Source organism: Citrobacter sp. Cpo071, from assembly GCF_030332765.1.
Classification (GTDB): domain Bacteria; phylum Pseudomonadota; class Gammaproteobacteria; order Enterobacterales; family Enterobacteriaceae; genus Citrobacter; species Citrobacter portucalensis.
Window position 1 is genome coordinate 412956 of the sequence record NZ_JAOWHE010000087.1, and the last position, 24539, is coordinate 437494.

Sequence of the window (24539 nt, forward strand, 5' to 3'; positions counted from 1 at the left end):
TCCCGCGCTTAGCCAACGACCAGATTGAGGAGTTTACCTGGTACATAAATCACTTTACGTACGGTAACGCCATCAAGATATTTTGCCACCAGGTGCTCCTGGCCAGCACGTTCACGAACCTGTTCTTCTGTCGCATTTACCGGAACGGTAATTTTGCCACGGACCTTACCGTTCACCTGAACAACAACCAGCGTCGAGTCTTCAACCATTGCGGCTTCGTCCGCCACCGGCCACGGTGCGTTGTCGATATCGCCTTCGCCTTTCAGTGCTTCCCACATCGTGAAGCAAACGTGTGGGGTGAACGGATTCAGCATGCGAACGACGGCCAGTAACGCTTCCTGCATCAGGGCTCTGTCTTGTTCGTCTTCCTGCGGTGCTTTCGCCAGCTTGTTCATCAGCTCCATAATCGCCGCAATTGCGGTGTTAAAGGTCTGACGACGACCGATATCATCGGTAACTTTAGCAATGGTTTTATGTACGTCGCGACGCAGCGCTTTTTGGTCTTCGCTCAACGCATCAACGTTCAGGGCAGCAACATCGCCTTTGGAAGTATGTTCGTAAACCAGCTTCCATACACGTTTCAGGAAGCGGTTCGCCCCTTCAACGCCGGATTCCTGCCATTCCAGCGTCATATCAGCCGGAGAAGCGAACATCATGAACAGACGTACCGTGTCAGCGCCGTAACGTTCAACCATGACCTGCGGGTCGATACCGTTATTTTTCGACTTGGACATTTTGCTCATGCCGGTATAGACCAGTTCATGGCCTTCTGCGTCCTGAGCTTTGACGATACGACCTTTTTCGTCGCGCTCAACGATGGCATCAACCGGAGAAACCCAGTTACGCTCGCCGTTTGCACCAACGTAATAGAACGCATCAGCCAACACCATACCCTGGCACAGCAGCTGTTTGGCCGGTTCGTCAGAGTTGACCATGCCCGCATCGCGCATCAGCTTGTGGAAGAAGCGGAAGTAGAGCAGGTGCATGATGGCGTGTTCAATACCACCAATGTAGATATCAACTGGCAGCCAGTAGTTTGCAGCTTCTGGATCCAGCATCCCTTCGTTGTACTGCGGGCAGGTGTAGCGCGCGTAGTACCAGGAGGATTCCATAAAGGTATCGAAGGTGTCGGTTTCGCGCAGCGCAGGCATGCCGTTAACGGTGGTTTTTGCCCACTCCGGATCGGCTTTGATTGGGCTGGTGATGCCGTCCATGACCACGTCTTCCGGCAGAATAACCGGCAGCTGATCTTCTGGCGTCGGCAGAACGGTACCGTCTTCCAACGTCACCATCGGAATTGGCGCACCCCAGTAACGCTGACGGGAAACACCCCAGTCACGCAGACGGTAGTTCACTTTACGCTCACCCACGCCTTTGGCTACCAGCTTGTCAGCAATGGCGTTGAAGGCAGCTTCGAAGTCGAGGCCGTCAAACTCGCCGGAGTTAAACAGCACGCCTTTTTCGGTCAGAGCTTGTTCGGACAGATCCGGCTCTGCGCCTTCAGCGGTCAGAATTACTGGTTTGATGGTCAGGCCATATTTTGTCGCAAACTCGTAATCGCGCTGATCGTGGCCCGGAACGGCCATGACTGCGCCCGTACCGTATTCCATCAGGACGAAGTTTGCTGCCCAAACGGGGATTTCTTCGCCAGTCAGCGGGTGAACGGCTTTAAAGCCCGTGTCGACGCCTTTCTTCTCCATGGTTGCCATTTCGGCTTCAGCAACCTTGGTATTGCGGCATTCGTCAATGAAGGCGGCCAGTTCTGGGTTATTTGCAGCAGCTTTCTGCGCCAGCGGGTGACCTGCGGCAACGGCCAGATAGGTCGCACCCATAAAGGTGTCCGGGCGGGTGGTGTAAACGGTCAGCGTGTTGTCGTAACCGTTCACATCGAAGGTGATTTCCACGCCTTCAGAACGGCCAATCCAGTTGCGCTGCATCGTTTTCACGGTGTCAGGCCAGTGATCCAGGTTATCCAGGTCACGCAGCAGTTCGTCAGCGTAAGCGGTAATTTTGATGAACCACTGTGGGATCTCTTTACGCTCGACTTTGGTATCGCAACGCCAGCAGCAGCCGTCGATAACCTGTTCGTTCGCCAGTACGGTCTGGTCGTTCGGGCACCAGTTGACCGCAGACGTTTTCTTGTACACCAGGCCTTTTTTGTACAGCTCGGTGAAGAATTTCTGTTCCCAACGGTAGTATTCCGGGGTGCAGGTCGCCAGCTCACGGCTCCAGTCGTAACCGAAACCCAGCATTTTGAGCTGGTTTTTCATGTATGCGATGTTGTCGTACGTCCACGGTGCTGGTGCGGTATTGTTTTTAACCGCAGCGCCTTCTGCAGGCAGACCGAACGCATCCCAGCCAATTGGCTGCAGTACGTTTTTGCCCAGCATGCGCTGGTAGCGGGCGATCACGTCACCGATGGTGTAGTTACGTACGTGGCCCATGTGTAGTCGACCAGAAGGATAGGGAAGCATAGACAGGCAGTAATACTTCTCTTTGCTCTCGTCTTCGGTAACTTCAAATGTGCGCTTCTCATCCCAGTGAAGCTGTACTTTGGATTCTATCTCTTCCGGGCGGTATTGCTCTTGCATGGCAGCCAGTGGTCCTGTTTTCAATACAGCTACAAACGTAGCTCTAGATGTGGTGTTTCAGATCCGCATAGCATAGCCCAAACGCCCGCGCCAAAACAGCCTTTCGCGCATTCAGCGTTGAATTCCCGCAAGGATAATTCTTGCACGAATTTACACACTCTGTGGACAGTCTTGCAAAGCGTAGCGTAAATAACGTCTATTATTATAGACAGTTAACGACCCAGGAGGCGAAGCGATGAACAAGGTTGCTCAATATTACCGTGAACTGGTGGCTTCACTGAGCGAACGTCTGCGTAATGGCGAACGCGATATTGATGCGTTGGTGGAGCAGGCGCGTCAACGAGTTATGCAGACCGGGGAGTTAACGCGAACCGAGGTAGAAGAGCTCACCCGGGCCGTCAGACGTGACCTGGAAGAGTTTGCTCTGAGCTATGAAGAAAGTCTCGATGAGGAGACAGACAGCGTCTTTATGCGGGTTATCAAGGAGAGTATCTGGCAGGAACTGGCCGATATTACAGATAAAACCCAGCTCGAATGGCGCGAGGTGTTCCAGGACCTCAGTCATCACGGGGTTTATCACAGCGGTGAGGTGGTCGGATTAGGTAATCTGGTCTGCGAGAAGTGCCACTTCCATTTAGCGGTTTACACCCCGGATGTGCTGCCGCTGTGTCCGAAATGCGGACACGATCAGTTTCAGCGGCGACCGTTTGAGCCGTGATCGCTTATTGCCGGATGGCGACGCAAAGCGTCTTATCCGGTCTACAAATTGCACGATTTTGTAGGCCGGATAAGCGTTAGCGCCATCCGGCGTGTATTAGGCGTAAAACTTCAGCCGTTCTGCCAGCAAATCGACAAACCCTTCGCGATCCACGTCTACCATTACGGTGGCGTTTGGCTTATTGCCGCTCAGGAAGTAGTAATCCACCACGGTCATTCCCTGGGTATATTTACCCTGAGTTTCCACGCCGACCCAGCGTTCAACGGTGGTAAACAGTTCAGGTTTCAGCAGCCAGGCAATGGTGCATGGATCATGCAGCGGTGCGCCGATGAATCCCCATTTTTCATCTTTGTGATATTCAAAGAAGAAGTCGAGTAGTTCTGCCACGATCGTCGAAATGGGATTGCCGATAGCGCGGAACCGTCCGGTATCTTCGCGATGTATTTGCGCTTTATGCGTGACGTCCAGACCAGCCATCACCACTGGAATGCCAGACTGGAATACGATTTCAGCGGCTTCAGGATCCACGAAAATATTGAACTCGGCGGCGGGCGTCCAGTTTCCGAGGCCCATCGCACCACCCATAATTACGATACGGGCGATTTTGGCGTGCAGCTCAGGATGGCTATTCAGGAGCAATGCGACGTTAGTTTGCGGCCCGGTGGAGACAATGGTCATCAGTTCCGGGCTTTCACGCAGGGTTTTCGCCATCAGTTCCACGGCGGTACAGTCTTGTGGCGCAAAAGCGGGTTCCGGCAGCGCCGGGCCATCCAGCCCACTCTCGCCGTGAACGTTATCGGCGATAATCAGATCGCGCATTAGTGGTTTCACTGCGCCACCAGCTACTGGTATATCCGTACGGTTGAGCAACGTTAACATGCGCAACACGTTACGCAGCGTTTTGTCTGGTGTCTGGTTACCGGCTGATGAGGTTATCGCTTTCACATCCAGTTCTGGTGAGGCGAGGGCGAGCACAATTGCGATAGCGTCGTCATGACCCGGATCGCAATCAAACAGGATAGGAAGTGCCATTGTTGCTCCTTGTAAGTGGGACTTTGTGACAAGGTTAACGCTGGGCTGTATGTGTTTCGAGAGGCGAAGGGATAAAGCGTGAGGTGGCGCGCACATGGAGGTGCGCGCCAGCAAGATTAGTGCAGTATTTTCGCGAGGAAGTCTTTGGCACGGTCCGATTTCGGATTAGCGAAAAACTCTTCTTTCGGTGAGTCTTCAACAATTTTCCCTTCATCCATGAAGATCACCCGGTTCGCCACTTTACGCGCAAAGCCCATTTCGTGGGTTACCACCATCATGGTCATCCCTTCATTGGCCAGTTCAACCATAACATCCAGTACTTCGTTGATCATTTCAGGATCAAGCGCCGACGTCGGTTCGTCAAACAGCATGGCGATAGGATCCATGCACAGCGCCCGGGCGATAGCGACACGCTGTTGCTGGCCCCCTGAGAGCTGAGCTGGAAACTTCTCCGCATGTGCTGACAGACCAACGCGTTCCAGTAACTTTTGCGCTTTGTCACGGGCCGGTTTTTTATCGCGCTTGAGCACTTTTACCTGCGCCAGAGTCAGGTTCTCAATGATCGACAGGTGAGGGAACAGTTCAAAGTGCTGGAACACCATACCAACGCGAGAGCGCAGTTTGGCCAGATCGGTTTTTTTATCATTCACCACGGTACCATCAACGGTGATGACGCCTTGTTGTACCGGCTCCAGCCCGTTCACCGTTTTGATAAGCGTTGATTTACCTGAACCTGACGGGCCGCAGACCACAACCACTTCCCCTTTTTTCACTTCCGTGGAGCAGTCGGTCAGCACCTGAAAGTGACCATACCATTTAGAAACATTTTTCAGGGTAATCATTAAACTGTCCTTTTCTTCAAATAGCTGACCAACAACGATGCGCTCAGACTGAATACAAAATAAACGGCGCCAGCAAACAGGATCATTTCAACCTGTGTGCCGTCACGCTCGCCAATGGTAGAGGCGGTACGGAAGAAGTCTGCCAGACTTAATACGTAGACCAGCGAGGTATCCTGGAAGAGTACGATGCCCTGGGTTAGCAGCAGCGGTACCATCGCGCGGAATGCCTGCGGCAGAATAATGAGCTTCATCGACTGCCAGTGGGTCATCCCCAGAGCCAGCGCGGCGCTGGATTGCCCACGAGAAATACTCTGGATACCGGCACGGATAATCTCGGAATAGTACGCGGCTTCAAACATCGAAAACGCGACCATTGCTGAGATCAGGCGAATATCGGTTTTTGGCGACAGACCCAGTACGTTTTGCAGGAAGCCGGGCACAATCAGGTAGAACCACAGCAGCACCATGACCAGCGGAATAGAACGAAATACGTTGACGTAGCCTTTCGCAAACCAGGCAATCGGCGCGAAGCTGGACAGACGCATTACTGCAAGGATGGTTCCCCAGACAATACCAATGACTACCGCCGTAACGGTGATTTTCAGCGTGATGATTAACCCATCCAGCAGATACGGCAGGGAAGGGATGATAGAACTCCAGTCAAATTCGTACATTATTTGCCTCCCAAATTGCCAGGCAGGCGGATTTTACGTTCAACAAGATTCATCACCAGCATGATGACGGCGTTAATCAGGACGTAGGCCAGAGTGATGGCGGTAAATGATTCCCATGCGTGGGCGGAGTAATCCAGCAGTTTGCCGGCCTGTGCCGCCATATCGACCAGGCCGATGGTGGAGGCGATCGCGGAGTTCTTCACCAGGTTCATCATCTCTGAGGTCATTGGCGGAACAATCACGCGGTAAGCGTTTGGCAGCAGCACATAGCGGTAGGCCTGCGGTAGCGTCAGCCCCATCGCTAGTGCGGCGTTTTTCTGCCCACGAGGCAGAGACTGAATTGCGGCGCGAACCTGTTCGCAGACGCGCGCGGCGGTAAACAGCCCCAGACAAAGCATTGATGAGAGGAAGAACTGGATGTTGGGATCCAACTCAGCCTTGAACCACATCCCAATGTTTTCCGGCAGCAGTTCCGGAATAACCAGATACCAGGTAAAAAACTGGACGATGAGCGGAACGTTACGAAATAGCTCAACGTACAGCGTGCCGATCCCAGAAAGGAAACGATTTGGAACGGTACGTAAGATGCCGAATAAAGAGCCTATGAGGAAAGCGATAATCCAGGCGGTGATGGATAACGCGACAGTGACCTGGAAACCACTCCAGAGCCAGCCGAGATAGGTGGTGTTGCCGAACGGGGCTTGTTGTAAAAAAATACCCCAGTTCCAGTCTATAGACATAAATCTACTCCAGAAAAAAAAGGGTAGCAGCGCTACCCTCGAAGATTGTTATTCGGCGTTTTGCGGTTTTCAGGCCTGATGGGGAACGACCATCAGGCTTATAGTCTGTCCGTGCCGAGTAACAATCGAGAGGGAGGGGAAGCCTCCCATTTATTTTAGTTAGTTAAGCGCTTTATCATTTGGTTCTTTGAACAGAGCTTTCATCTCGTCTGACAGTTCGAAATTCATGTTCAGGTTCTTCGGCGGAATTGGATTTTTAAACCACTTATCAAACCATTTCTCAGCTTCGCCTGAGGTTTGCGCCTTGGCGATAGTGTCGTCCATCAGCTTTTTGAACTCAGGATCATCTTTGCGCAACATACAGCCGTAGGCTTCCTGAGACTGTGGCTTGCCGACGATCTCCCAGTTGTCTGGTTTCTTCGCTTTCGCGCGCTCACCAGCCAGCAGGGCGTCATCCATCATAAAGGCAACGGCGCGACCGCTTTCCAGAGTACGGAAAGAGTCACCGTGGTCTTTCGCGCTGATGATGCGCATATCCATTTTTTGTTCTTCATTCAGCTTGTGCAGCAGAACTTCGGAGGTGGTACCTGAAGTCACGACTACGGCTTTACCTTTCAGATCGGCGAAATCTTTAACGTCGCCGCCTTTTTTCGCCAGCAGACGGGTGCCGACAACGAAAATGGTGTCAGAGAAAGCGGCTTGTTTTTGGCGCTCGACGTTGTTGGTGGTGGATCCACATTCAAAATCGAAGGTGCCGTTTTGCAGCAGCGGGATACGGTTTTGTGAAGTAATCGGGATCAGTTTCACCTGCAGATCTGGCTTGTTCAGCTTTTTCTTCACGGCTTCAACGATCGCGTTGGAGTAATCCTGTGAATAACCGACCACTTTTTGCTGATTATCGTAGTAAGAAAACGGTACTGATGATTCACGGTGGCCGACAACGATCACGCCATTTTTGGCGATCTTATCCAGCGTGCTGCCTGCCGCTGGTGCTGCGTCTTCTGCGTGCGCCAGACCGGCGGACATTCCCATGACCAGCATGGCAGTGGCGAGCTTACGTAATTGCATATCCAACTCCTTTATCGTCTGCGCCAGGGACGCATTGATACCCATTGTGATGTTGTTATTGTTTGCTACTAAAACGTGCAGTCTTGTATGTGTTTGTTAACATTTAGTTTGGATGAATGTAAAGAATTTGCTGTGTTATTGTTTATTTTTGCGAAGTGCGCCGCACCATTTGGGGGCAAAAATATCTTGTTGCACTTTTCAGGTGCTACCGGCGCTCAACTTTGGTGCGACCAGGTTGCACATTCAGCCAAAACAGCGTTTGCCTTGTAGAACAAAGCAATAGACGTGCCAGAATGGTCTTTTGGAGGGGGGAGTAGGCCTGATAAGCGTAGCGCCATCAGGCACGATGCTGCACAACTGCCGGATGGCGGCGTACCGCCTTATCCGGCCTGCATTTGATGGGGCACTGTTTTACTTACGACGTTGACGCAGACTCATTACCACTGCGCCAAAGCCAAACAGCGCGGTTAGCAGCCAGAGCGGCCAGTTTCCGGTACGGGCATAAGGGGTTAAGCCCGTCGTTGGCGTCACGCTGGTGGTCAGCACCTGACGGGTAAACTGCGGGATCATCGCCTGAACTTCGCCCTGTGGACCAATCACCGCCGTAATACCGTTGTTGGTGCTACGCAGCAGAGGTCGCGCCAGCTCCAGGGAACGCATACGCGCCATCTGGAAGTGCTGCCACGGGCCAATAGATTTACCAAACCATGCATCGTTGGAGATAGTCAGCAGGTAGTCCGTATCCGGGCGGAAGTTATCCCGTACCTGTTCGCCAAGAATGATTTCGTAGCAGATGGCAGCGGTCAGCTTAAAGCCGTGTGCATGCAACTGTGGCTGTACATAAGGACCGCGGCTGAACGAAGACATTGGCAGGTCAAAGAATGGCGCTAGCGGGCGCAGGATAGATTCCAGCGGGACAAACTCGCCAAACGGTACCAGATGGTTTTTGTTATAGCGGTTGCTGGAGTCGTAGCTGTATGGGCTGTCTTTACCCAGTGTGATGATGGTGTTGTAGGTGTCGTAACGATTCTGCTTGTTCAGACGCGCGTCTACAATACCGGTAATCAGCGTGCTGTTTTTCGATTTCAGCAGGTCATCCATCATGCTCAGAAAACGCTGCTGGTTAATTTCCAGGTCCGGAATAGCGGATTCTGGCCAGATGATGAGCTGTGATTTGCCCATCTCAGGCTGGGTGGCGTCGAGATAAATCTTCAGGGTGTTGAGTAACTGGCCTTCATCCCATTTGAGCGACTGCGGGATGTCACCCTGCACCATCGAGACCTGGGTGGTTTTTTCCGGCTCCAGCGTGTACCACTGAATATAACGTAGCGGGAAGGGCAGAGCGAAAAGCACCACGGCGGCAGCCAGCAGCTTCCAGTTACGCGTTACCAGTGCAAGTGCCAGCAGGCCGCTAACCATCATCAGCAGGAAGTTTATCGCCTCAACGCCCATTACCGGCGCCAGCCCTTTTAACGGACCGTCGATCTGGCTGTAGCCGAACTGCAGCCACGGAAAACCGGTCAGTACCCAGCCGCGTAGAAATTCAGTGATTTGCCAGACTACCGGCGCGGCAATCGCTACACGTATCCAGGTAGTTTTCGGCCACAGACGCGCCAAAACGCCGGCAAACAGGCCAGTGTAGAGGGAAAGGTAAGCAGCAAGCAGAACCACGAGGAAGACGTTAACGGGGCCCGGCATACCGCCAAACTGCGCGATACTGACGTAAACCCAGTTGATGCCTGAGCCAAACAGTCCCAGTCCCCAGAAGTAGCCGATAGCGGCAGACTGGAGCGGACGGCGGTTGAAGGTGAGAGCCTGCAGACCCATCAGCGAAACAATCGCAGCGGGCCAGATGTCATACGGTGAGAAAGCCAGTGTCCCGCAGGCACCGAATAATAACGCCAGCAGCAGGCGAATGCGCTGGCGTTCAATTAAAGGGGCAAATGCCATGTAGTCTTAGATCCAGTTTCGGGTTTATTCGTCCAGTTTGGGCTGGGGTGAGTCGTCCGGAATTCTGACATGAACCTGAATAATACGACGGCTGTCGGCCATTGCCACTTTGAACTGGTAACCATCAATGTCGATGGTCTCTCCACGCGCGGGCAGATGACCGAAGGCCTGCATGACCAACCCGCCAATGGTATCCACTTCTTCATCGCTGAAATGCGTGCCGAAAGCTTCGTTGAAGTCTTCAATTGGCGCCAGCGCGCGAATAGTCCAGGTGTGGCGACTGAGCTGACGGAAATCAATATCGTCTTCTTCGTCGTACTCATCTTCAATTTCACCGACAATCAGTTCAAGGATGTCCTCAATAGTCACCAGACCTGAGACACCGCCAAACTCGTCGATGACGATAGCCATATGATAACGCTGGGAGCGGAACTCTTTCAGCATGCGGTCAACCCGCTTGCTTTCAGGGACGACAACCGCCTGGCGTAACACTTTCTCCATGCTGAAGGCTTCGGCATCGCTACGCATAAATGGCAGCAGATCTTTGGCCATCAGAATCCCTTCAATGTGATCCTTGTCTTCGCTAATTACCGGGAAACGCGAGTGGGCAGACTCGATAATGACATCGAGGCATTCGTCCAGAGTTTGGTTGCGTTTCAGGGTAATCATCTGGGAGCGAGGGATCATGATGTCGCGAACGCGTTGGTCCGCAATATCCATTACCCCTTCGAGCATATCGCGCGTATCTTCATCGATAAGGTCGTTTTGCCCGGAATCACGGATCAGCTCCAACAGTTCGTCGCGGTTTTTCGGTTCACCGTGGAAAAGTTGGCTCAGTAACAGGGAAAAAAATCCCTTTTTGCTGTTTAAGGTGTCACTACTGTGTGAATTGTCGTCGCTCATGGCGTCGTATGGGTTCTCATGTTAGTTAATACAAAGCGCGTCATGCGTTTACTCAGCTGTTGACGGCATATCTCTTCATTGTACTTCAAACCTTGTAGGCCTTATCAGGCCTACAAGATGTCGAAATGCTTACTCTTTCTCGGCAATGTACGGATCCTCATAGCCCAGAGCAAGCATAATCTCTGTTTCGAGGGATTCCATCTCTTCCGCTTCATCGTCTTCAATATGGTCGTAGCCGAGTAAATGCAGGCTACCGTGCACCACCATGTGCGCCCAGTGGGCCTCAAGCGGTTTGCCTTGCTCCTGCGCTTCTTTCTCAACCACCTGACGGCAGATGATCAAATCGCCCAGCAGCGGCATCTCAATGCCCGGCGGAGCCTCAAACGGGAAAGAGAGCACGTTGGTGGATTTATCTTTCCCGCGATAGGTCAGGTTCAGGTCGTGGCTTTCCGCGTCATCGACCAGACGAATCGTCACTTCAGACTCTTCCTGAAACTGCGGGATCACCGCATCCAGCCAGCCCTGAAACTGACTTTCTGTTGGCAGACCGGATTCGTCTTCACATGCCAGCTGTAAATCGAGGATAACCTGACTCATTTTTGTTCCTGCTCCTGAGCTTCGCGCTTGCGTTCTGCAGCCTGCTCGGCTTTGCGTTTCTGTTCTGCTTCTTCCCAGGCTTCATACGCCGTGACGATACGGGCAACCACCGGGTGGCGCACCACGTCTTCGCTATGGAAGAAATTAAAACTAATTTCGTCGACTTCAGCCAACACTTCAATGGCATGACGCAGACCGGATTTGGTGCTACGCGGCAGGTCAATCTGGGTGATATCGCCAGTGATGACCGCTTTGGAGTTAAAGCCGATACGGGTCAGGAACATTTTCATCTGTTCGATGGTGGTGTTCTGGCTTTCATCAAGAATGATGAACGCATCGTTCAACGTACGACCGCGCATATAGGCCAGTGGCGCAACTTCAATGACGTTACGCTCAATCAGCTTTTCAACCTTTTCAAAGCCGAGCATTTCGAAAAGCGCGTCATACAGCGGTCGTAAATACGGATCGACTTTCTGGCTGAGATCTCCTGGCAGGAATCCCAGTTTTTCGCCCGCTTCCACTGCCGGACGGGTCAGCAGAATGCGACGGATCTCCTGACGCTCAAGCGCATCAACCGCAGCGGCAACCGCGAGATACGTTTTACCCGTACCCGCAGGGCCAACGCCAAATGTGATGTCGTGGTCGAGGATATTCGCAATGTACTGTGCCTGGTTCGGCGTGCGCGGCTTAATTACTCCACGCTTGGTTTTGATGTTCACCGCTTTGCCAAATTCAGGCACGCTGTCTGCGCTTTGCTCAAGCACTCGCGCTTCTTTGATCGCCAGATGAATTTGTTCAGGCTCGATGTCCTGCGTCTGACCGCGCATTGGGGCGGTATCGACGTACAGGCTACGTAAAATATCTGCCGCAGCGGTGACGCAAATTGGACGACCGGTCAGTTTAAAGTGGTTATCACGGCGGTTAATTTCGATGCCGAGGCGACGTTCCAGCTGTTTGATGTTGTCATCAAATGGGCCGCAAAGGCTCAACAGGCGGGCGTTGTCTGCGGGTTCAAGGGTGATTTCGCGAGTGTCTATGTTCAAACTGTTCCTCTTATGCATGTCTCGCCGGACGCTGAACATTTACCGGCATCTAAGGAAATTATTCACGCCATGGGGGAAAGGCGCAAGCATTGCAGCAAATATGGGGATGATAGGGCAGATTACAAGACCCGCCGGGACAGCGAGCCCAGGATTGTAGGCCCGATAAGTGTAGCGGTATCGGGCCTTTTTTACGTTTTTCAGCAGGATTAAGGCTGATAAATACCGACGCCCAGATCGTTTTCTTTGCGGGTACGCGCAATGACCGATTCAGGGGATTCTGCGATACGCAGACCCATTTCGTCCTCGGTACGCACCACTTTACCGCGCAGGGAGTTAGTCCAGACATCGGTAATTTCTACGTCCACGAACTTACCGACCATATCCGGGGTGCCTTCAAAGTTCACCACACGGTTATTTTCGGTACGGCCTGACAGTTCCATTATGCTCTTACGTGATGTGCCTTCAACCAGAATGCGCTGGGTCGTGCCGACCATACGGCGGCTCCAGGCCATAGCTTGCTGGTTGATACGCTCCTGTAGAATGTACAGACGCTGTTTCTTCTCTTCTTCCGGTACGTCGTCAACCATATCGGCGGCAGGGGTGCCAGGACGCGCAGAGAAAATAAAGCTGTAGCTCATGTCAAAATTGACGTCAGCAATCAGCTTCATGGTCTGCTCGAAATCCTGCGTGGTTTCACCCGGGAAGCCAACGATGAAGTCGGAGCTAATCTGGATATCCGGACGCGCAGCGCGCAGTTTGCGGATGATCGCTTTGTATTCCAGCGCGGTATGGGTACGCCCCATCAGGTTCAGTACGCGGTCTGAACCGCTCTGTACCGGCAGATGCAGGAAGCTCACCAACTCTGGCGTATCGCGATAAACTTCAACGATATCATCGGTGAATTCAATCGGATGGCTGGTGGTGAAGCGGATACGATCAATACCGTCGATCGCTGCGACCAGACGTAACAGATCGGCAAAAGACCCGATCGTGCCGTCGTAGTTCTCACCACGCCAGGCGTTCACGTTTTGCCCCAGCAGGTTCACTTCACGCACGCCTTGGGCTGCAAGCTGGGCGATTTCAAACAGAATATCATCCGCCGGACGGCTGACTTCCTCACCGCGGGTGTAGGGCACCACGCAGTAAGTACAATATTTATTACAACCTTCCATGATGGACACAAACGCGCTTGGACCTTCAGCACGCGGTTCCGGCAGTCGGTCGAACTTTTCGATCTCCGGGAAACTGATATCAACCACCGGGCTACGGGTCGTGCTTCCACGCACTTTGTTGATCATTTCCGGCAGGCGGTGCAGAGTTTGCGGCCCAAAAATAATATCGACGTAATGCGCGCGCTGGCGAATATGATCGCCTTCCTGAGACGCAACACAGCCACCGACCCCAATGATGAGCTTGGGGTTTTTCTCTTTTAACAGTTTCCAGCGGCCCAGTTGATGGAACACTTTTTCCTGAGCCTTCTCACGGATTGAGCAGGTATTCAGCAGCAGCACATCCGCTTCTTCCGCCACGTCAGTCAGTTGATACCCATGAGTGGCATCCAGCAGATCGGCCATCTTCGATGAATCGTATTCGTTCATCTGACAGCCCCAGGTTTTAATATGGAGTTTTTTGGTCATCGACTTGCTCTTGCGAAATTGTGGCTGAAATGCAGGGCGCATAGTGTACTGCTTTGGCGCGGTTGTGACCAGTATGACGGATGTCAGCCTCAAGGGGTAAAAAATCCTGTAAACTTACACAATACATGTAACTGGATAATTGACCATGACAAATCAACCAACGGAAATTGCCATTGTCGGCGGGGGGATGGTCGGCGGCGCGCTGGCGCTTGGACTGGCGCAGCATGGATTTACGGTAACGGTCATTGAGCATGCCGTTCCCGCGCCGTTTGTGGCTGACGGACAGCCTGATGTCAGAATTTCTGCCATTAGTTCCGCATCGGTGTCGTTGCTAAAAGGGCTGGGCGTCTGGGATTCGGTGCAGGGGATGCGCAGCCATCCTTATCGTCGACTGGAAACGTGGGAGTGGGAAAATGCCTATGTGATGTTTGATGCCGCCGAGCTTAAGCTGCCTCTGTTGGGCTATATGGTGGAAAACACGGTCCTGCAACAGGCGCTCTGGCAGGCGCTGGAAGCCCACCCTAAAGTCACGCTGCGCGTACCGGCGTCCCTGATTTCTTTGCATCAACATAACGATCGACATGAGCTTGAGCTGGCAGGCGGCGAAACCATCAGCGCGAAGCTGGTCATCGGCGCCGATGGTGCCAACTCTCAGGTGCGAAAAATGGCCGGGATTGGTATCCATGCCTGGCAGTACGCGCAGTCCTGTATGTTGATAACCGTGCAATGCGAAAATTCACCGGGAGACAGCACCTGGCAGCAATTTACGCCTGACGGCCCGCGCGCGTTTTTACCGCTGTTTGATAACTGGGCCTCGTTGGTGTGGTACGACTCACCGGCTCGCATCCGCCAATTGCAAGCGCTGAATATGCCGCAATTGCAGACGGAGATTGCTAAACATTTTCCATCGCGACTCGGTAAGGTGATGCCAGTGGCTGCGGGGGCGTTCCCGCTTACGCGTCGTCATGCGCTGCAATATGTGCAACCGGGGCTGGCGCTGGTAGGTGATGCCGCGCATACCATTCATCCGCTGGCGGGGCAGGGCGTTAATCTGGGCTTTCGTGATGTCGATGCGTTGATTGATGTGCTGGTGAACGCGCGCAGCTACGGTGAATCCTGGGCCAGTCAGCCGGTGCTCAAGCGCTATCAGAATCGCCGTATGACTGACAATTTCATCATGCAAAGCGGTATGGATCTGTTCTATGCCGGATTCAGCAATAACCTGCAGCCGCTGCGCATCATGCGTAATCTCGGGCTCATGGCCGCAGAGCGCGCTGGCGTACTGAAACGTCAGGCACTGAAGTATGCGTTAGGGTTGTAGCTCGAGTGGTGCCTGATGGCGCTACGTTTATCAGGCCTACAAGTCATGTAGGCCGGGTAAGGCTTGCCATCACCCAACGTTAGAAAAGCAAAAAGCTCGCCGAAGCGAGCTTTTTAATATGGCTGGGGTACGAGGATTCGAACCTCGGAATGCTGGTATCAGAAACCAGAGCCTTACCGCTTGGCGATACCCCAACGGGTGCACCCACAGAGTGGACGACTTTTTGAAATTGGCTGGGGTACGAGGATTCGAACCTCGGAATGCTGGTATCAGAAACCAGAGCCTTACCGCTTGGCGATACCCCAACAATTTTTTGGATTTACCGAACGAGTCGATACGTCCTTAATATGGTGGCTACGACGGGATTCGAACCTGTGACCCCATCATTATGAGTGATGTGCTCTAACCAGCTGAGCTACGTAGCCAAATACTAACATTTTCTTCGATGGCTGGGGTACCTGGATTCGAACCAGGGAATGCCGGTATCAAAAACCGGTGCCTTACCGCTTGGCGATACCCCAATGACCGTTGCGGTGAACCGCTATATCGAAGAAAAAATGGCTGGGGTACCTGGATTCGAACCAGGGAATGCCGGTATCAAAAACCGGTGCCTTACCGCTTGGCGATACCCCATCCGTGCAACGCTTACGGGTGAATGGTGCGGGAGGCGAGACTTGAACTCGCACACCTTGCGGCGCCAGAACCTAAATCTGGTGCGTCTACCAATTTCGCCACTCCCGCAAAAAAGATGGTGGCTACGACGGGATTCGAACCTGTGACCCCATCATTATGAGTGATGTGCTCTAACCAGCTGAGCTACGTAGCCATCTTTTTTTCGCGTAACCTTATCGGCGTTGCGGGGCGCATTATGCGTATTGAGCCTTGAGGCGTCAACCCCTTTTTCATTGAAAATAGCTGGAATGTGACTGTTTGGTTAGGTTGCGAACAGCATGACGCAATATTCGGCAATTATTAGTTATTAATTGTTTTTTTGCACAGAAAACAAACATAAAAAAAGAGCCCCGCAGGGCTCTTATCTAAGGATTAACTTATTTATAAGCGGACTGGTGTACGCCAACGGCACGGCCAGACGGATCGTTCATGGTTTTAAACGCCTCATCCCATTCGATCGCCTTGGCAGAAGAACAGGCAACCGACGGCCCGCCAGGCACGCATTCGGCAGCGCTTGCTACCGGGAACAACTCTTCGAAAATCTCACGGTACAAATACGCTTCTTTTGACGATGGCGTGTTGTACGGGAAACGGAAGCTGGCGGTTTCCAGTTGTTGGTCAGAAACTTGTTCTGCAGCCACCTCTTTCAGGGTGTCAATCCAGCTGTAGCCGACACCGTCAGAGAACTGCTCTTTCTGACGCCATGCGACGCTTGCCGGCAGGTAGGACTCAAAACATTCGCGCAGAACGTGTTTTTCCATTTTGCCGTTGCCGCACATTTTGTCCTGCGGGTTGATGCGCATCGCCACATCAAGGAATTTCTTATCCAGGAAGGGCACGCGAGCTTCTACACCCCAGGCCGACATGGCTTTGTTGGCACGGGCGCAGTCGAACATATGCAGCGCTTGCAGCTTGCGCACGGTTTCTTCGTGCAGTTCTTTTGCATCTGGCGCTTTGTGGAAATAGAGATAGCCGCCAAACACTTCGTCCGAACCTTCACCCGACAACACCATTTTAATGCCCATCGCTTTAATTTTACGCGACATTAAGTACATTGGCGTCGAGGCGCGAATCGTCGTGACATCGTAAGTTTCGATGTGGTAAATCACGTCGCGGATCGCATCCAGACCTTCCTGCACGGTGAAGTGGATCTCATGGTGCACGGTCCCCAGATGGTTCGCCACCTCTTGCGCAGCTTTCAGATCCGGAGCGCCTTCCAGGCCGACGGCGAAGGAGTGCAGCTGTGGCCACCAGGCTTCGCTACGTTCCTGATCTTCAACACGGCGTGCCGCGTATTTTTTAGTTATCGCGGAAATTACGGATGAATCCAGACCACCGGACAACAGAACTCCATAAGGAACATCTGACATCAGGTGACTTTTCACCGCATCTTCCAGCGCCTGGCGCAGCTCGTTTTTATCGGTAACGTTGTCTTTGACGGCATCGTATTCAAACCAGTCGCGCTGGTAGTACTGACGAATTTCACCGTCTTTACTCCACAAATAGCTACCGGCCGGGAATTCTTTGATTGTGCGGCAGACGGGAACCAGCGCTTTCATCTCAGACGCAACGTAGAAGTTACCGTGCTCGTCGTAACCCATATACAGCGGGATGATCCCGATATGATCGCGACCGATCAGGTAGGCGTCCTGCTCGCTGTCGTACAGGGCAAAAGCAAACATGCCTTGCAGGTCATCGAGGAACGCGGGTCCTTTTTCCTGATACAGCGCGAGGATAACTTCGCAGTCGGAACCGGTCTGGAACTGGTAGCGATCGCCGTATTCAGCACGCAGCGTCTGGTGGTTATAAATTTCACCGTTAACCGCCAGGATATGTGTCTTCTTCACGTTGTACAGCGGCTGAGCACCGGCATTGACGTCGACGATGGACAGACGTTCGTGCGCCAGAATGGCGTTATCACAGGCGTAAATACCTGACCAGTCCGGGCCGCGGTGGCGCATCAGACGAGACAGTTCCAGGGCTTTTTTACGCAGTTCAACTGCGTCAGTTTTAATATCGAATACGCCAAAAATAGAACACATAACCTTCTCCGTTAACCTGTTGCGTGATGCTTTTTAAGTTTGCTTGATAAAGAAAATGCCGCAAAGCTGGAGAGGGCGCAAGCGAATTACGGGTCAGAAAATAAAAAACGCAATGGTCATTGTGGATTGATGAAAAAAGAATATGTAATGAGCGCTATTATTGATGAATCAGCAGTGAAATGGTGATTTTATTGAATGGATGTATTTTTCAGACCGGATAACTTGCAGATGTTGTTATCCGGCTAAAGAGATTAAATGACGTCTATTTCAGCAACGGACGGGTAAATCCAGCTTGGTCTGAACGGCATGTTGTCAATATCATCAAGCTTGGAAACGCCAGACAGTACCAGGATAGTTTCCAGACCCGCCTGAAAACCTGCCAGAATATCGGTACGCAGGTTGTCACCAACGATAACGGTTTCTTCCGAGTGCGCCTGCATTTTGTTGAGCGCCGCGCGAATAATCCACGGGCTGGGTTTGCCGACATAAAACGGTTTACGGCCTGAGATCTTCTCAATACCGGCACAGAGTGCTCCACAGGCGGGATAAAAGCCGCGACCGTGGGTATCCGGGTTAGTGGCGATAAAACGAGCGCCGTTGGCGACAAAATACGCCGCTTTATGCATCATGTCCCAGTTATAGGAACGTGTCTCGCCAACAATCACAAAATCGGGGTTCACGTCGGTAATGGTAAATCCAGCTTTATACAGTTCGTGTATTAACGCGCCTTCACCCACCACGTAGGCCTTTTTTCCTTCCTGGCGACGAAGAAAATCAGCGGTAGCCATCGCGGAAGTATAAAAGACGCTATCAGGGACATTCACACCCGCGGTGGCGAAGCGGTTTGCCAGATCTTGCCCGGTCTGCGAAGGGTAGTTAGTCAGCAGGACTAACGGCAGGCCTTTTTCCAGGATCCCAGTCAGAAATTCTGCCGCACCCGGTACAGCAACATTGTCGTGCATCAGCACGCCGTCGATATCACAAATTACATTCTTAATGGCCATGGACAATCCGACATTAAAAAAAGAAGGCATTACTATACACAAAATACACTACATCATTCGAGTTGCATCAAGGCGGCAAGTCTGCGAACCCCTGGAGCTTACTGAAGTAAGTGACCGGGGTGAGCAGATGCAGCTAACGCAGAGGCAGCTCGAAGGATGACGTGTATTAGCTTTCCAGCAAACGTTGCAGCAATGTCCCGTTGAGCATTGCGCGCTTCACCAGCGCAAAGGCGCCAATGGCGGAGCGGTGATCCAGCGTGGACCGAACCACCGGTAAATTATGGCGAAACGCCTTCAACGCCTGCGTGTTGATACAGCTTTCTATTGCAGGCAGCAGCACCTTATCCGCCTCGGTAATTTCGCCCGCAATGACGATTTTTTGCGGGTTAAACAGGTTGATGGCAATGGCGATAGTTTTACCCAGATGGCGACCAACGTGCTCAATAACTTCTGCTGCCAGATTATCGCCTTTATTCGCGGCCTTACAGATGGCTTTGATGCTGCAATCATCCAGCGTGAGTCGACTTGGATAACCCTGCTTCAGTAAGTTCTGCACGCGATGTTCAATAGAAGCATTGGCGGCAATGGTTTCCAGGCAGCCGAAATTACCGCAGTGACAGCGCTCACCCAGCGGCTCTACCTGAATATGACCAATCTCGCCGACGTTGCCATTGCGACCGATGAAAATTCGGCCGTTGGAGATGATACCCGCGCCGGTTCCGCGGTGCACTCGCACCAAAATGGAGTCTTCGCAATCTTGGCTTGCCCCGAAATAGTGCTCAGCCAGCGCCAGGCTGCGAATATCATGACCAACAAAGCAGGTGACTTTGAAGCGTTTTTCGAGCGCTTCGACCAGTCCCCAGTTTTCGACCTGAATGTGTGGCATATAGCGGATGACGCCGCTTTCAGGATCGACAAGGCCTGGCAGGATGACAGAAATTGCGATCAGCTCACGGATTTTCCGCTGGCAGCTCTCAATAAAGATGGCAATGGTGTTGAGCAGCGCATATTCCAGCGTTTCCTGGGTGCGCTCCGGGAGGGGGTAATGCTCTTCGGCGACAACTTTACTGCTCATATCATAGAGCGTGAGCGTTGTGTCGTGGCGACCCAGTCGTACGCCAATGGCGTGGAAATTGCGAGTTTCTGTGACGATAGAGATAGCGCGGCGGCCCCCGGTGGAGGCCTGCTGATCGACTTCTTTGATCAGCCCGCGTTCGATCAACTGACGCGTAATTTTGGTTACGCTGGCGGGGGCAAGCTGGCTTTGCTCGGCAATTTGAATTCGCGAGATTGGCCCGTGTTGGTCAATCAGGCGATAAACCGCCGCGCTGTTAAGCTGTTTTACGAGATCAACATTACCTATTTGAGCTTGTCCGCCTGGTGTCATTCTTTCTCTTACTCAGTAACGACCTCGTTGCCATTAACGATGGTCTTGATGATTTTAAAGTCGTGCGTGAACGCAGTCAGGTTGGCTACTTTGCCTGGCGCGATGCTGCCGAGTTGTTTGTCGACGCCAATGGCGCGAGCAGGGTAGAGCGTTGCCATGCGTAAGACTTCGTCGAGAGCGATATTCGCATGTTCGACCAGATTGCGTACGCCTTCAATCATGGTTAATGATGAACCGCTCAACGTACCGTTCTCATCAACACACAGTCCATTGCGGTAGTATATTGTTTTACCAGCGAAAATGAACTGTTCAATGTTTGCACCTGCTGGCGCGGTCGCGTCAGTAACCAAGCACAGCTTGTCGCCTTTCAGGCGCTTAGCATTACGAATGTTAACGTAGTCAACGTGCAGGCCATCGGCGATGATACCGCAGTAGATATCGGCTTCATCCAAGATAGCGCCCGCCAGACCGGGTTCGCGGCCGGTAATGTACGGCATCGCGTTGAACAGATGCGTTGCAAAGGTAATACCTGCACGGAATCCGATTTTTGCTTCTTTTACCGTTGCATTGGAATGACCCGCAGAAACCACGATACCCGCATTCACCAATTTGGTGATGACCTCTACCGGGACCATTTCTGGTGCCAGTGTGACTTTGGTGATCACATCCGCATTATCGCACAGGAAATCAACCAGTGCAGCGTCCGGCTGACGGACAAATCCCGGATTATGGGTGCCTTTTTTCACCAGGTTCAGCCACGGGCCTTCAAGATGAAGTCCTAATGCCTGATTCGGGTGTTTCGCCAGGTATTCACGCATCACGCGAACACCTTGTTTCATCAGGTCATCGCTGGTGGTGATAAGCGTTGGCAAATAGTTGGTGCAGCCAGATTTTTCATTGGCTTTCTGCATGATTTCCAGCGTTTCAACGGTTACGGCTTCTGCCGTATCGTTAAACTGCACACCGCCGCAGCCGTTCAGCTGTACATCAATAAAACCGGGGGAAACAATGGCCCCATTCAGTGAGCGCTGTTCAATCCCTGACGGTAATTCAGCCAGTGGGCAAACGCTGTCGATCAGGCCATTGGCGACAACAATCGCATGGTCATCAAGAATTTCGTGACCGGTAAAGATCCGGCCCTGGGTTAAAGCATACATTCCGACCCCCGATTTCAAAAAAATGCCGCCCTGCAACTTATCGACAGGGCGGAGACATCAATTACAGACCTTTAATATTTTCCGCTTCTAACTCGTTGAAGTATTTCAGCGTCTTCACTTTCAGTTCCATGGTGGAAGGCTCATCGCAGACCACAACGGCTTTTGGATGCAACTGCAGGCAGCTGATGGTCCACATGTGGTTAACGTTGCCTTCAACGGCGGCTTGCAGCGCCTGTGCTTTCTGGTGGCCCAGAACCAGGATCATCACTTCTTCAGCATCCAGCAGGGTGCCCACGCCAACGGTCAGCGCATATTTAGGCACCTGGCTTACGTCGCCGTCAAAGAAGCGTGAGTTAGCAACACGTGTGTCGTGAGTCAGCGTTTTGATGCGGGTACGGGAAGCCAAAGAGGAAGCTGGCTCGTTGAACGCGATGTGACCATCGTTGCCTACACCGCCCATAAACAGGTGGATTTTACCGTAAGAACGGATTTTTTCTTCATACTGACGGCATTCTGCATCAATATCCGGCGCGTTACCATTGAGGAGGTTGATGTTTTCTGCTGGAATATCAACGTGATCAAAGAAATTGCGGTGCATAAAGCTGTGGTAGCTTTCCGGATGCTCTTTCGGCAGGCCAACATATTCGTCCATGTTGAACGTAACAACATGCTTGAAGCTCACCTGGCCCGCTTTGTGCATTTCAACCAATGCTTTATAAGCTGTCAGCGGAGTACCGCCAGTCGGCAGGCCCAGAACGAACGGACGATCTGCCGTTGGTTTGAACGCGTTAATACGGTTAACGATATGGCGAGCAGCCCATTTGCCGACTTGTTCAGCGGTATTCAGGGGGATCAGTCTCATTCTTCACCTCAAAAGTAAAAGTAAGCAGTTGGCGGATTGAGTCTCTGTGCAGTAATAAGCGTAACCTGGTTTTGCATCGGTAAGGATCAATCCGTTTCGATTTTTTGAATGATAAAATAAGTTTTCGTAGTTAGCCAGTGAAAGGGAGGGTTAATAACGATATTTGGTGACTGGAATCACAAAAAACACGCGTTTAATTTGCGATACGAATTAATTTTTCACACACTCTGAATGTAGATGAATGGTTAATATCGTTGTTCCAGAATCTTGCTGTCAGGAATGGTCGCACAATAAAAATATGGCTTCAAAGAAGCCTAATCGGGGTCTCGTAGGGGGAATAAAATGAATATTTTAGGTTTTTTCCAGCGGCTGGGTAGGGCGTTACAGCTCCCCATCGCTGTGCTGCCAGTCGCGGCACTGCTGCTGCGATTCGGCCAACCAGATTTACTTAACGTACCCTTCATCGCGCAAGCGGGTGGGGCCATCTTTGATAACCTCGCGTTAATTTTTGCGATCGGTGTTGCTTCCAGCTGGTCAAAAGACAGCGCAGGTGCAGCAGCGCTGGCAGGTGCGGTCGGTTATTTCATATTGACCAAAGCAATGGTTACCATTAACCCTGCAATCAATATGGGCGTGCTGGCTGGTATCATCACCGGTCTGGTCGGCGGTGCCGTGTATAACCGCTGGTCTGGTATCAAACTGCCTGACTTCCTGAGCTTCTTTGGCGGCAAACGCTTTGTGCCGATCGCCACTGGCTTCTTCTGTCTGGTGCTGGCTGCTATCTTCGGTTACGTATGGCCGCCGGTACAGAACGCCATCCATGCGGGTGGTGAGTGGATCGTGGGCGCTGGTGCGCTGGGTTCCGGTATCTTTGGTTTCATCAACCGTCTGCTGATCCCAACCGGTCTGCATCAGGTGCTGAACACCATCGCCTGGTTCCAGATTGGCGAATTTACTAACGCTGCAGGTACCGTATTCCACGGTGACATCAACCGCTTCTACGCGGGTGACGGCACTGCGGGTATGTTCATGTCTGGCTTCTTCCCAATCATGATGTTTGGTCTGCCGGGTGCGGCGCTGGCGATGTACTTCGCGGCTCCGAAAGCACGTCGTCCGATGGTTGGCGGTATGCTGCTGTCCGTTGCGATCACCGCGTTCCTGACCGGTGTTACCGAGCCGCTGGAATTCCTGTTTATGTTCCTGGCTCCACTGCTGTACCTCCTGCACGCACTGTTAACGGGTATCAGCCTGTTCGTTGCAACACTGCTGGGGATCCACGCAGGCTTCTCCTTCTCCGCAGGTGCTATCGACTACGTGTTGATGTACAACCTGCCGGCAGCAAGCCAGAACGTCTGGATGCTGGTGGTGATGGGGCTGGTGTTCTTCGTTATCTACTTTGTGCTGTTCAGCGCGGTTATTCGTATGTTTAACCTGAAAACGCCGGGCCGCGAAGATAAAGAAGACGATATCGTTACTGAAGAAGCCAACAGCAACACTGAAGAAGGTTTGGCTCAACTGGCAACCAACTACATTGCAGCGGTTGGCGGTACTGATAACCTGAAAGCGATTGATGCCTGTATCACTCGTCTGCGTCTGACCGTTGCCGACTCCGGTCGCGTAAACGATGCGATGTGTAAGCGTTTAGGCGCATCTGGGGTAGTTAAGCTGAACAAGCAAACTATCCAGGTCATCGTGGGTGCGAAAGCCGAATCCATCGGCGACGAAATGAAGAAAGTTGTCGCGCGTGGTCCGGTGGCAGCAGCATCTGGTGAAAGTGCGCCAGCAGCAGCGGCCCCAGTAGCAAAACCGCAGGCTGTAGCGAATGCAGTCACCGTTGAAGCGCTGGTTTCTCCGATTACTGGTGACGTAGTTGCGCTGGAGCAGGTTCCTGATGAAGCCTTCGCCAGCAAAGCAGTAGGCGACGGCGTTGCAGTGAAACCAACGGATAAAATCGTGGTTGCTCCGGCTGCGGGCACCATCGTGAAAATCTTCAACACTAACCATGCGTTCTGCCTGGAAACTGTTAAAGGCGCGGAAATCGTGGTCCATATGGGCATCGATACCGTCGCGCTGGAAGGCAAAGGCTTTAAGCGTCTGGTTGAAGAAGGTGCGGAAGTTACTGCAGGCCAACCGATTCTGGAAATGGATCTGGAGTTCCTGAACGCTAACGCACGTTCCATGATAAGCCCGGTTGTGTGCAGCAACAGCGATGATTTCGGCGCCTTGGTTATTAAAGCCGAAGGTCATGTGGTTGCCGGTCAAACACCACTGTATGAGATTAAAGGTAAATAACTGCTCC

Annotated in this window: 19 protein-coding genes and 7 tRNA genes; 3 read left to right on the forward strand and 23 right to left on the reverse strand. The window is 52.3% G+C overall.

What is annotated here, in order from left to right:
• Positions 1-8: 8 nt before the first annotated feature.
• Complete coding sequence (gene leuS, locus OGY09_RS24785) at positions 9-2591, reverse strand: leucine--tRNA ligase (protein WP_095533124.1); 2583 nt, start codon at positions 2589-2591, stop codon at positions 9-11.
• A gap of 235 nt (positions 2592-2826) precedes the next feature.
• On the opposite strand from leuS, the gene OGY09_RS24790 reads away from it, so the two are divergent.
• Positions 2827-3309 (forward strand): zinc ribbon-containing protein, encoded by a 483-nt coding sequence (locus tag OGY09_RS24790; protein WP_003022748.1) that lies wholly within the window; start codon positions 2827-2829, stop codon positions 3307-3309.
• A gap of 96 nt (positions 3310-3405) precedes the next feature.
• On the opposite strand, the gene rihA is transcribed toward OGY09_RS24790, so the two are convergent.
• From rihA to miaB, 10 genes are all read right to left on the reverse strand, one after another.
• Positions 3406-4341: a pyrimidine-specific ribonucleoside hydrolase RihA gene (gene rihA, locus OGY09_RS24795; protein ID WP_032942691.1), complete on the reverse strand. Its 936-nt coding sequence runs from the start codon at positions 4339-4341 to the stop codon at positions 3406-3408.
• Positions 4342-4457: 116 nt separating this feature from the next.
• Entirely contained in the window at positions 4458-5183 is a 726-nt protein-coding gene (gltL, locus tag OGY09_RS24800) for a glutamate/aspartate ABC transporter ATP-binding protein GltL (protein WP_003022754.1), read from the reverse strand.
• A complete protein-coding gene (gltK, locus tag OGY09_RS24805) occupies positions 5183-5857 on the reverse strand; it encodes a glutamate/aspartate ABC transporter permease GltK (RefSeq protein WP_003831315.1) in 675 nt (224 codons plus the stop codon). The genes gltL and gltK overlap by 1 nt, the downstream gene beginning before the upstream one ends.
• Positions 5857-6597 (reverse strand): glutamate/aspartate ABC transporter permease GltJ, encoded by a 741-nt coding sequence (gene gltJ, locus OGY09_RS24810; RefSeq protein WP_003831316.1) that lies wholly within the window; start codon positions 6595-6597, stop codon positions 5857-5859. The genes gltK and gltJ overlap by 1 nt, the downstream gene beginning before the upstream one ends.
• A gap of 159 nt (positions 6598-6756) precedes the next feature.
• Positions 6757-7665: a glutamate/aspartate ABC transporter substrate-binding protein GltI gene (gltI, locus tag OGY09_RS24815; protein WP_003022762.1), complete on the reverse strand. Its 909-nt coding sequence runs from the start codon at positions 7663-7665 to the stop codon at positions 6757-6759.
• A 411-nt stretch (positions 7666-8076) separates the two neighbouring features.
• Entirely contained in the window at positions 8077-9615 is a 1539-nt protein-coding gene (gene lnt / locus OGY09_RS24820; RefSeq protein WP_032942693.1) for an apolipoprotein N-acyltransferase, read from the reverse strand.
• A gap of 24 nt (positions 9616-9639) precedes the next feature.
• Positions 9640-10518 carry a CNNM family magnesium/cobalt transport protein CorC gene (gene corC, locus OGY09_RS24825; protein WP_003022770.1) on the reverse strand — a complete coding sequence of 293 codons (879 nt, stop codon included), beginning with the start codon at positions 10516-10518 and terminating at the stop codon, positions 9640-9642.
• Positions 10519-10647: 129 nt separating this feature from the next.
• Positions 10648-11115 (reverse strand): rRNA maturation RNase YbeY, encoded by a 468-nt coding sequence (gene ybeY, locus OGY09_RS24830; protein ID WP_003831323.1) that lies wholly within the window; start codon positions 11113-11115, stop codon positions 10648-10650.
• Positions 11112-12158: a PhoH family protein gene (locus OGY09_RS24835; RefSeq protein WP_003022776.1), complete on the reverse strand. Its 1047-nt coding sequence runs from the start codon at positions 12156-12158 to the stop codon at positions 11112-11114. Before OGY09_RS24835 ends, ybeY begins: the two co-directional genes overlap by 4 nt.
• A 206-nt stretch (positions 12159-12364) precedes the next feature.
• Positions 12365-13795: a tRNA (N6-isopentenyl adenosine(37)-C2)-methylthiotransferase MiaB gene (gene miaB, locus OGY09_RS24840; protein WP_003022779.1), complete on the reverse strand. Its 1431-nt coding sequence runs from the start codon at positions 13793-13795 to the stop codon at positions 12365-12367.
• Positions 13796-13940: 145 nt separating this feature from the next.
• Here miaB and ubiF point away from each other — a divergent pair, with 145 nt between their 5' ends.
• A complete protein-coding gene (ubiF, locus tag OGY09_RS24845) occupies positions 13941-15116 on the forward strand; it encodes a 3-demethoxyubiquinol 3-hydroxylase (protein ID WP_032942695.1) in 1176 nt (391 codons plus the stop codon).
• A gap of 119 nt (positions 15117-15235) precedes the next feature.
• On the opposite strand, the gene OGY09_RS24850 is transcribed toward ubiF, so the two are convergent.
• From OGY09_RS24850 to nagB, 12 genes are all read right to left on the reverse strand, one after another.
• Positions 15236-15310, reverse strand: a tRNA-Gln gene (locus OGY09_RS24850).
• Positions 15311-15346: 36 nt separating this feature from the next.
• Positions 15347-15421: transfer RNA gene (locus OGY09_RS24855), tRNA-Gln, on the reverse strand.
• Positions 15422-15464: 43 nt separating this feature from the next.
• A tRNA-Met gene (locus OGY09_RS24860) sits at positions 15465-15541 on the reverse strand.
• Positions 15542-15562: 21 nt separating this feature from the next.
• A tRNA-Gln gene (locus tag OGY09_RS24865) sits at positions 15563-15637 on the reverse strand.
• Positions 15638-15674: 37 nt separating this feature from the next.
• Positions 15675-15749 (reverse strand) — tRNA-Gln (locus OGY09_RS24870).
• Positions 15750-15772: 23 nt separating this feature from the next.
• A tRNA-Leu gene (locus tag OGY09_RS24875) sits at positions 15773-15857 on the reverse strand.
• Positions 15858-15865: 8 nt separating this feature from the next.
• Positions 15866-15942 (reverse strand) — tRNA-Met (locus OGY09_RS24880).
• 223 nt (positions 15943-16165) lie between these two features.
• Positions 16166-17830, reverse strand: coding sequence for an asparagine synthase B (gene asnB, locus OGY09_RS24885; RefSeq protein WP_008784099.1), 1665 nt, complete (start codon positions 17828-17830; stop codon positions 16166-16168).
• A 251-nt stretch (positions 17831-18081) separates the two neighbouring features.
• Positions 18082-18834 (reverse strand): ribonucleotide monophosphatase NagD, encoded by a 753-nt coding sequence (nagD, locus tag OGY09_RS24890; RefSeq protein WP_003022792.1) that lies wholly within the window; start codon positions 18832-18834, stop codon positions 18082-18084.
• Positions 18835-19000: 166 nt separating this feature from the next.
• On the reverse strand, positions 19001-20221 hold the full coding sequence (gene nagC / locus OGY09_RS24895) for a DNA-binding transcriptional regulator NagC (protein ID WP_003022796.1): 1221 nt from the start codon (positions 20219-20221) through the stop codon (positions 19001-19003).
• Positions 20222-20229: 8 nt separating this feature from the next.
• The gene (gene nagA, locus OGY09_RS24900; RefSeq protein WP_003831339.1) at positions 20230-21378 is read right to left on the reverse strand and encodes an N-acetylglucosamine-6-phosphate deacetylase; all 1149 of its coding nucleotides are present in this window, start codon (positions 21376-21378) and stop codon (positions 20230-20232) included.
• Positions 21379-21439: 61 nt separating this feature from the next.
• Positions 21440-22240 carry a glucosamine-6-phosphate deaminase gene (gene nagB / locus OGY09_RS24905; protein ID WP_003022803.1) on the reverse strand — a complete coding sequence of 267 codons (801 nt, stop codon included), beginning with the start codon at positions 22238-22240 and terminating at the stop codon, positions 21440-21442.
• 342 nt (positions 22241-22582) lie between these two features.
• On the opposite strand from nagB, the gene nagE reads away from it, so the two are divergent.
• A complete protein-coding gene (nagE, locus tag OGY09_RS24910; RefSeq protein ID WP_003831342.1) occupies positions 22583-24532 on the forward strand; it encodes a PTS N-acetyl glucosamine transporter subunit IIABC in 1950 nt (649 codons plus the stop codon).
• Positions 24533-24539: the final 7 nt, after the last annotated feature.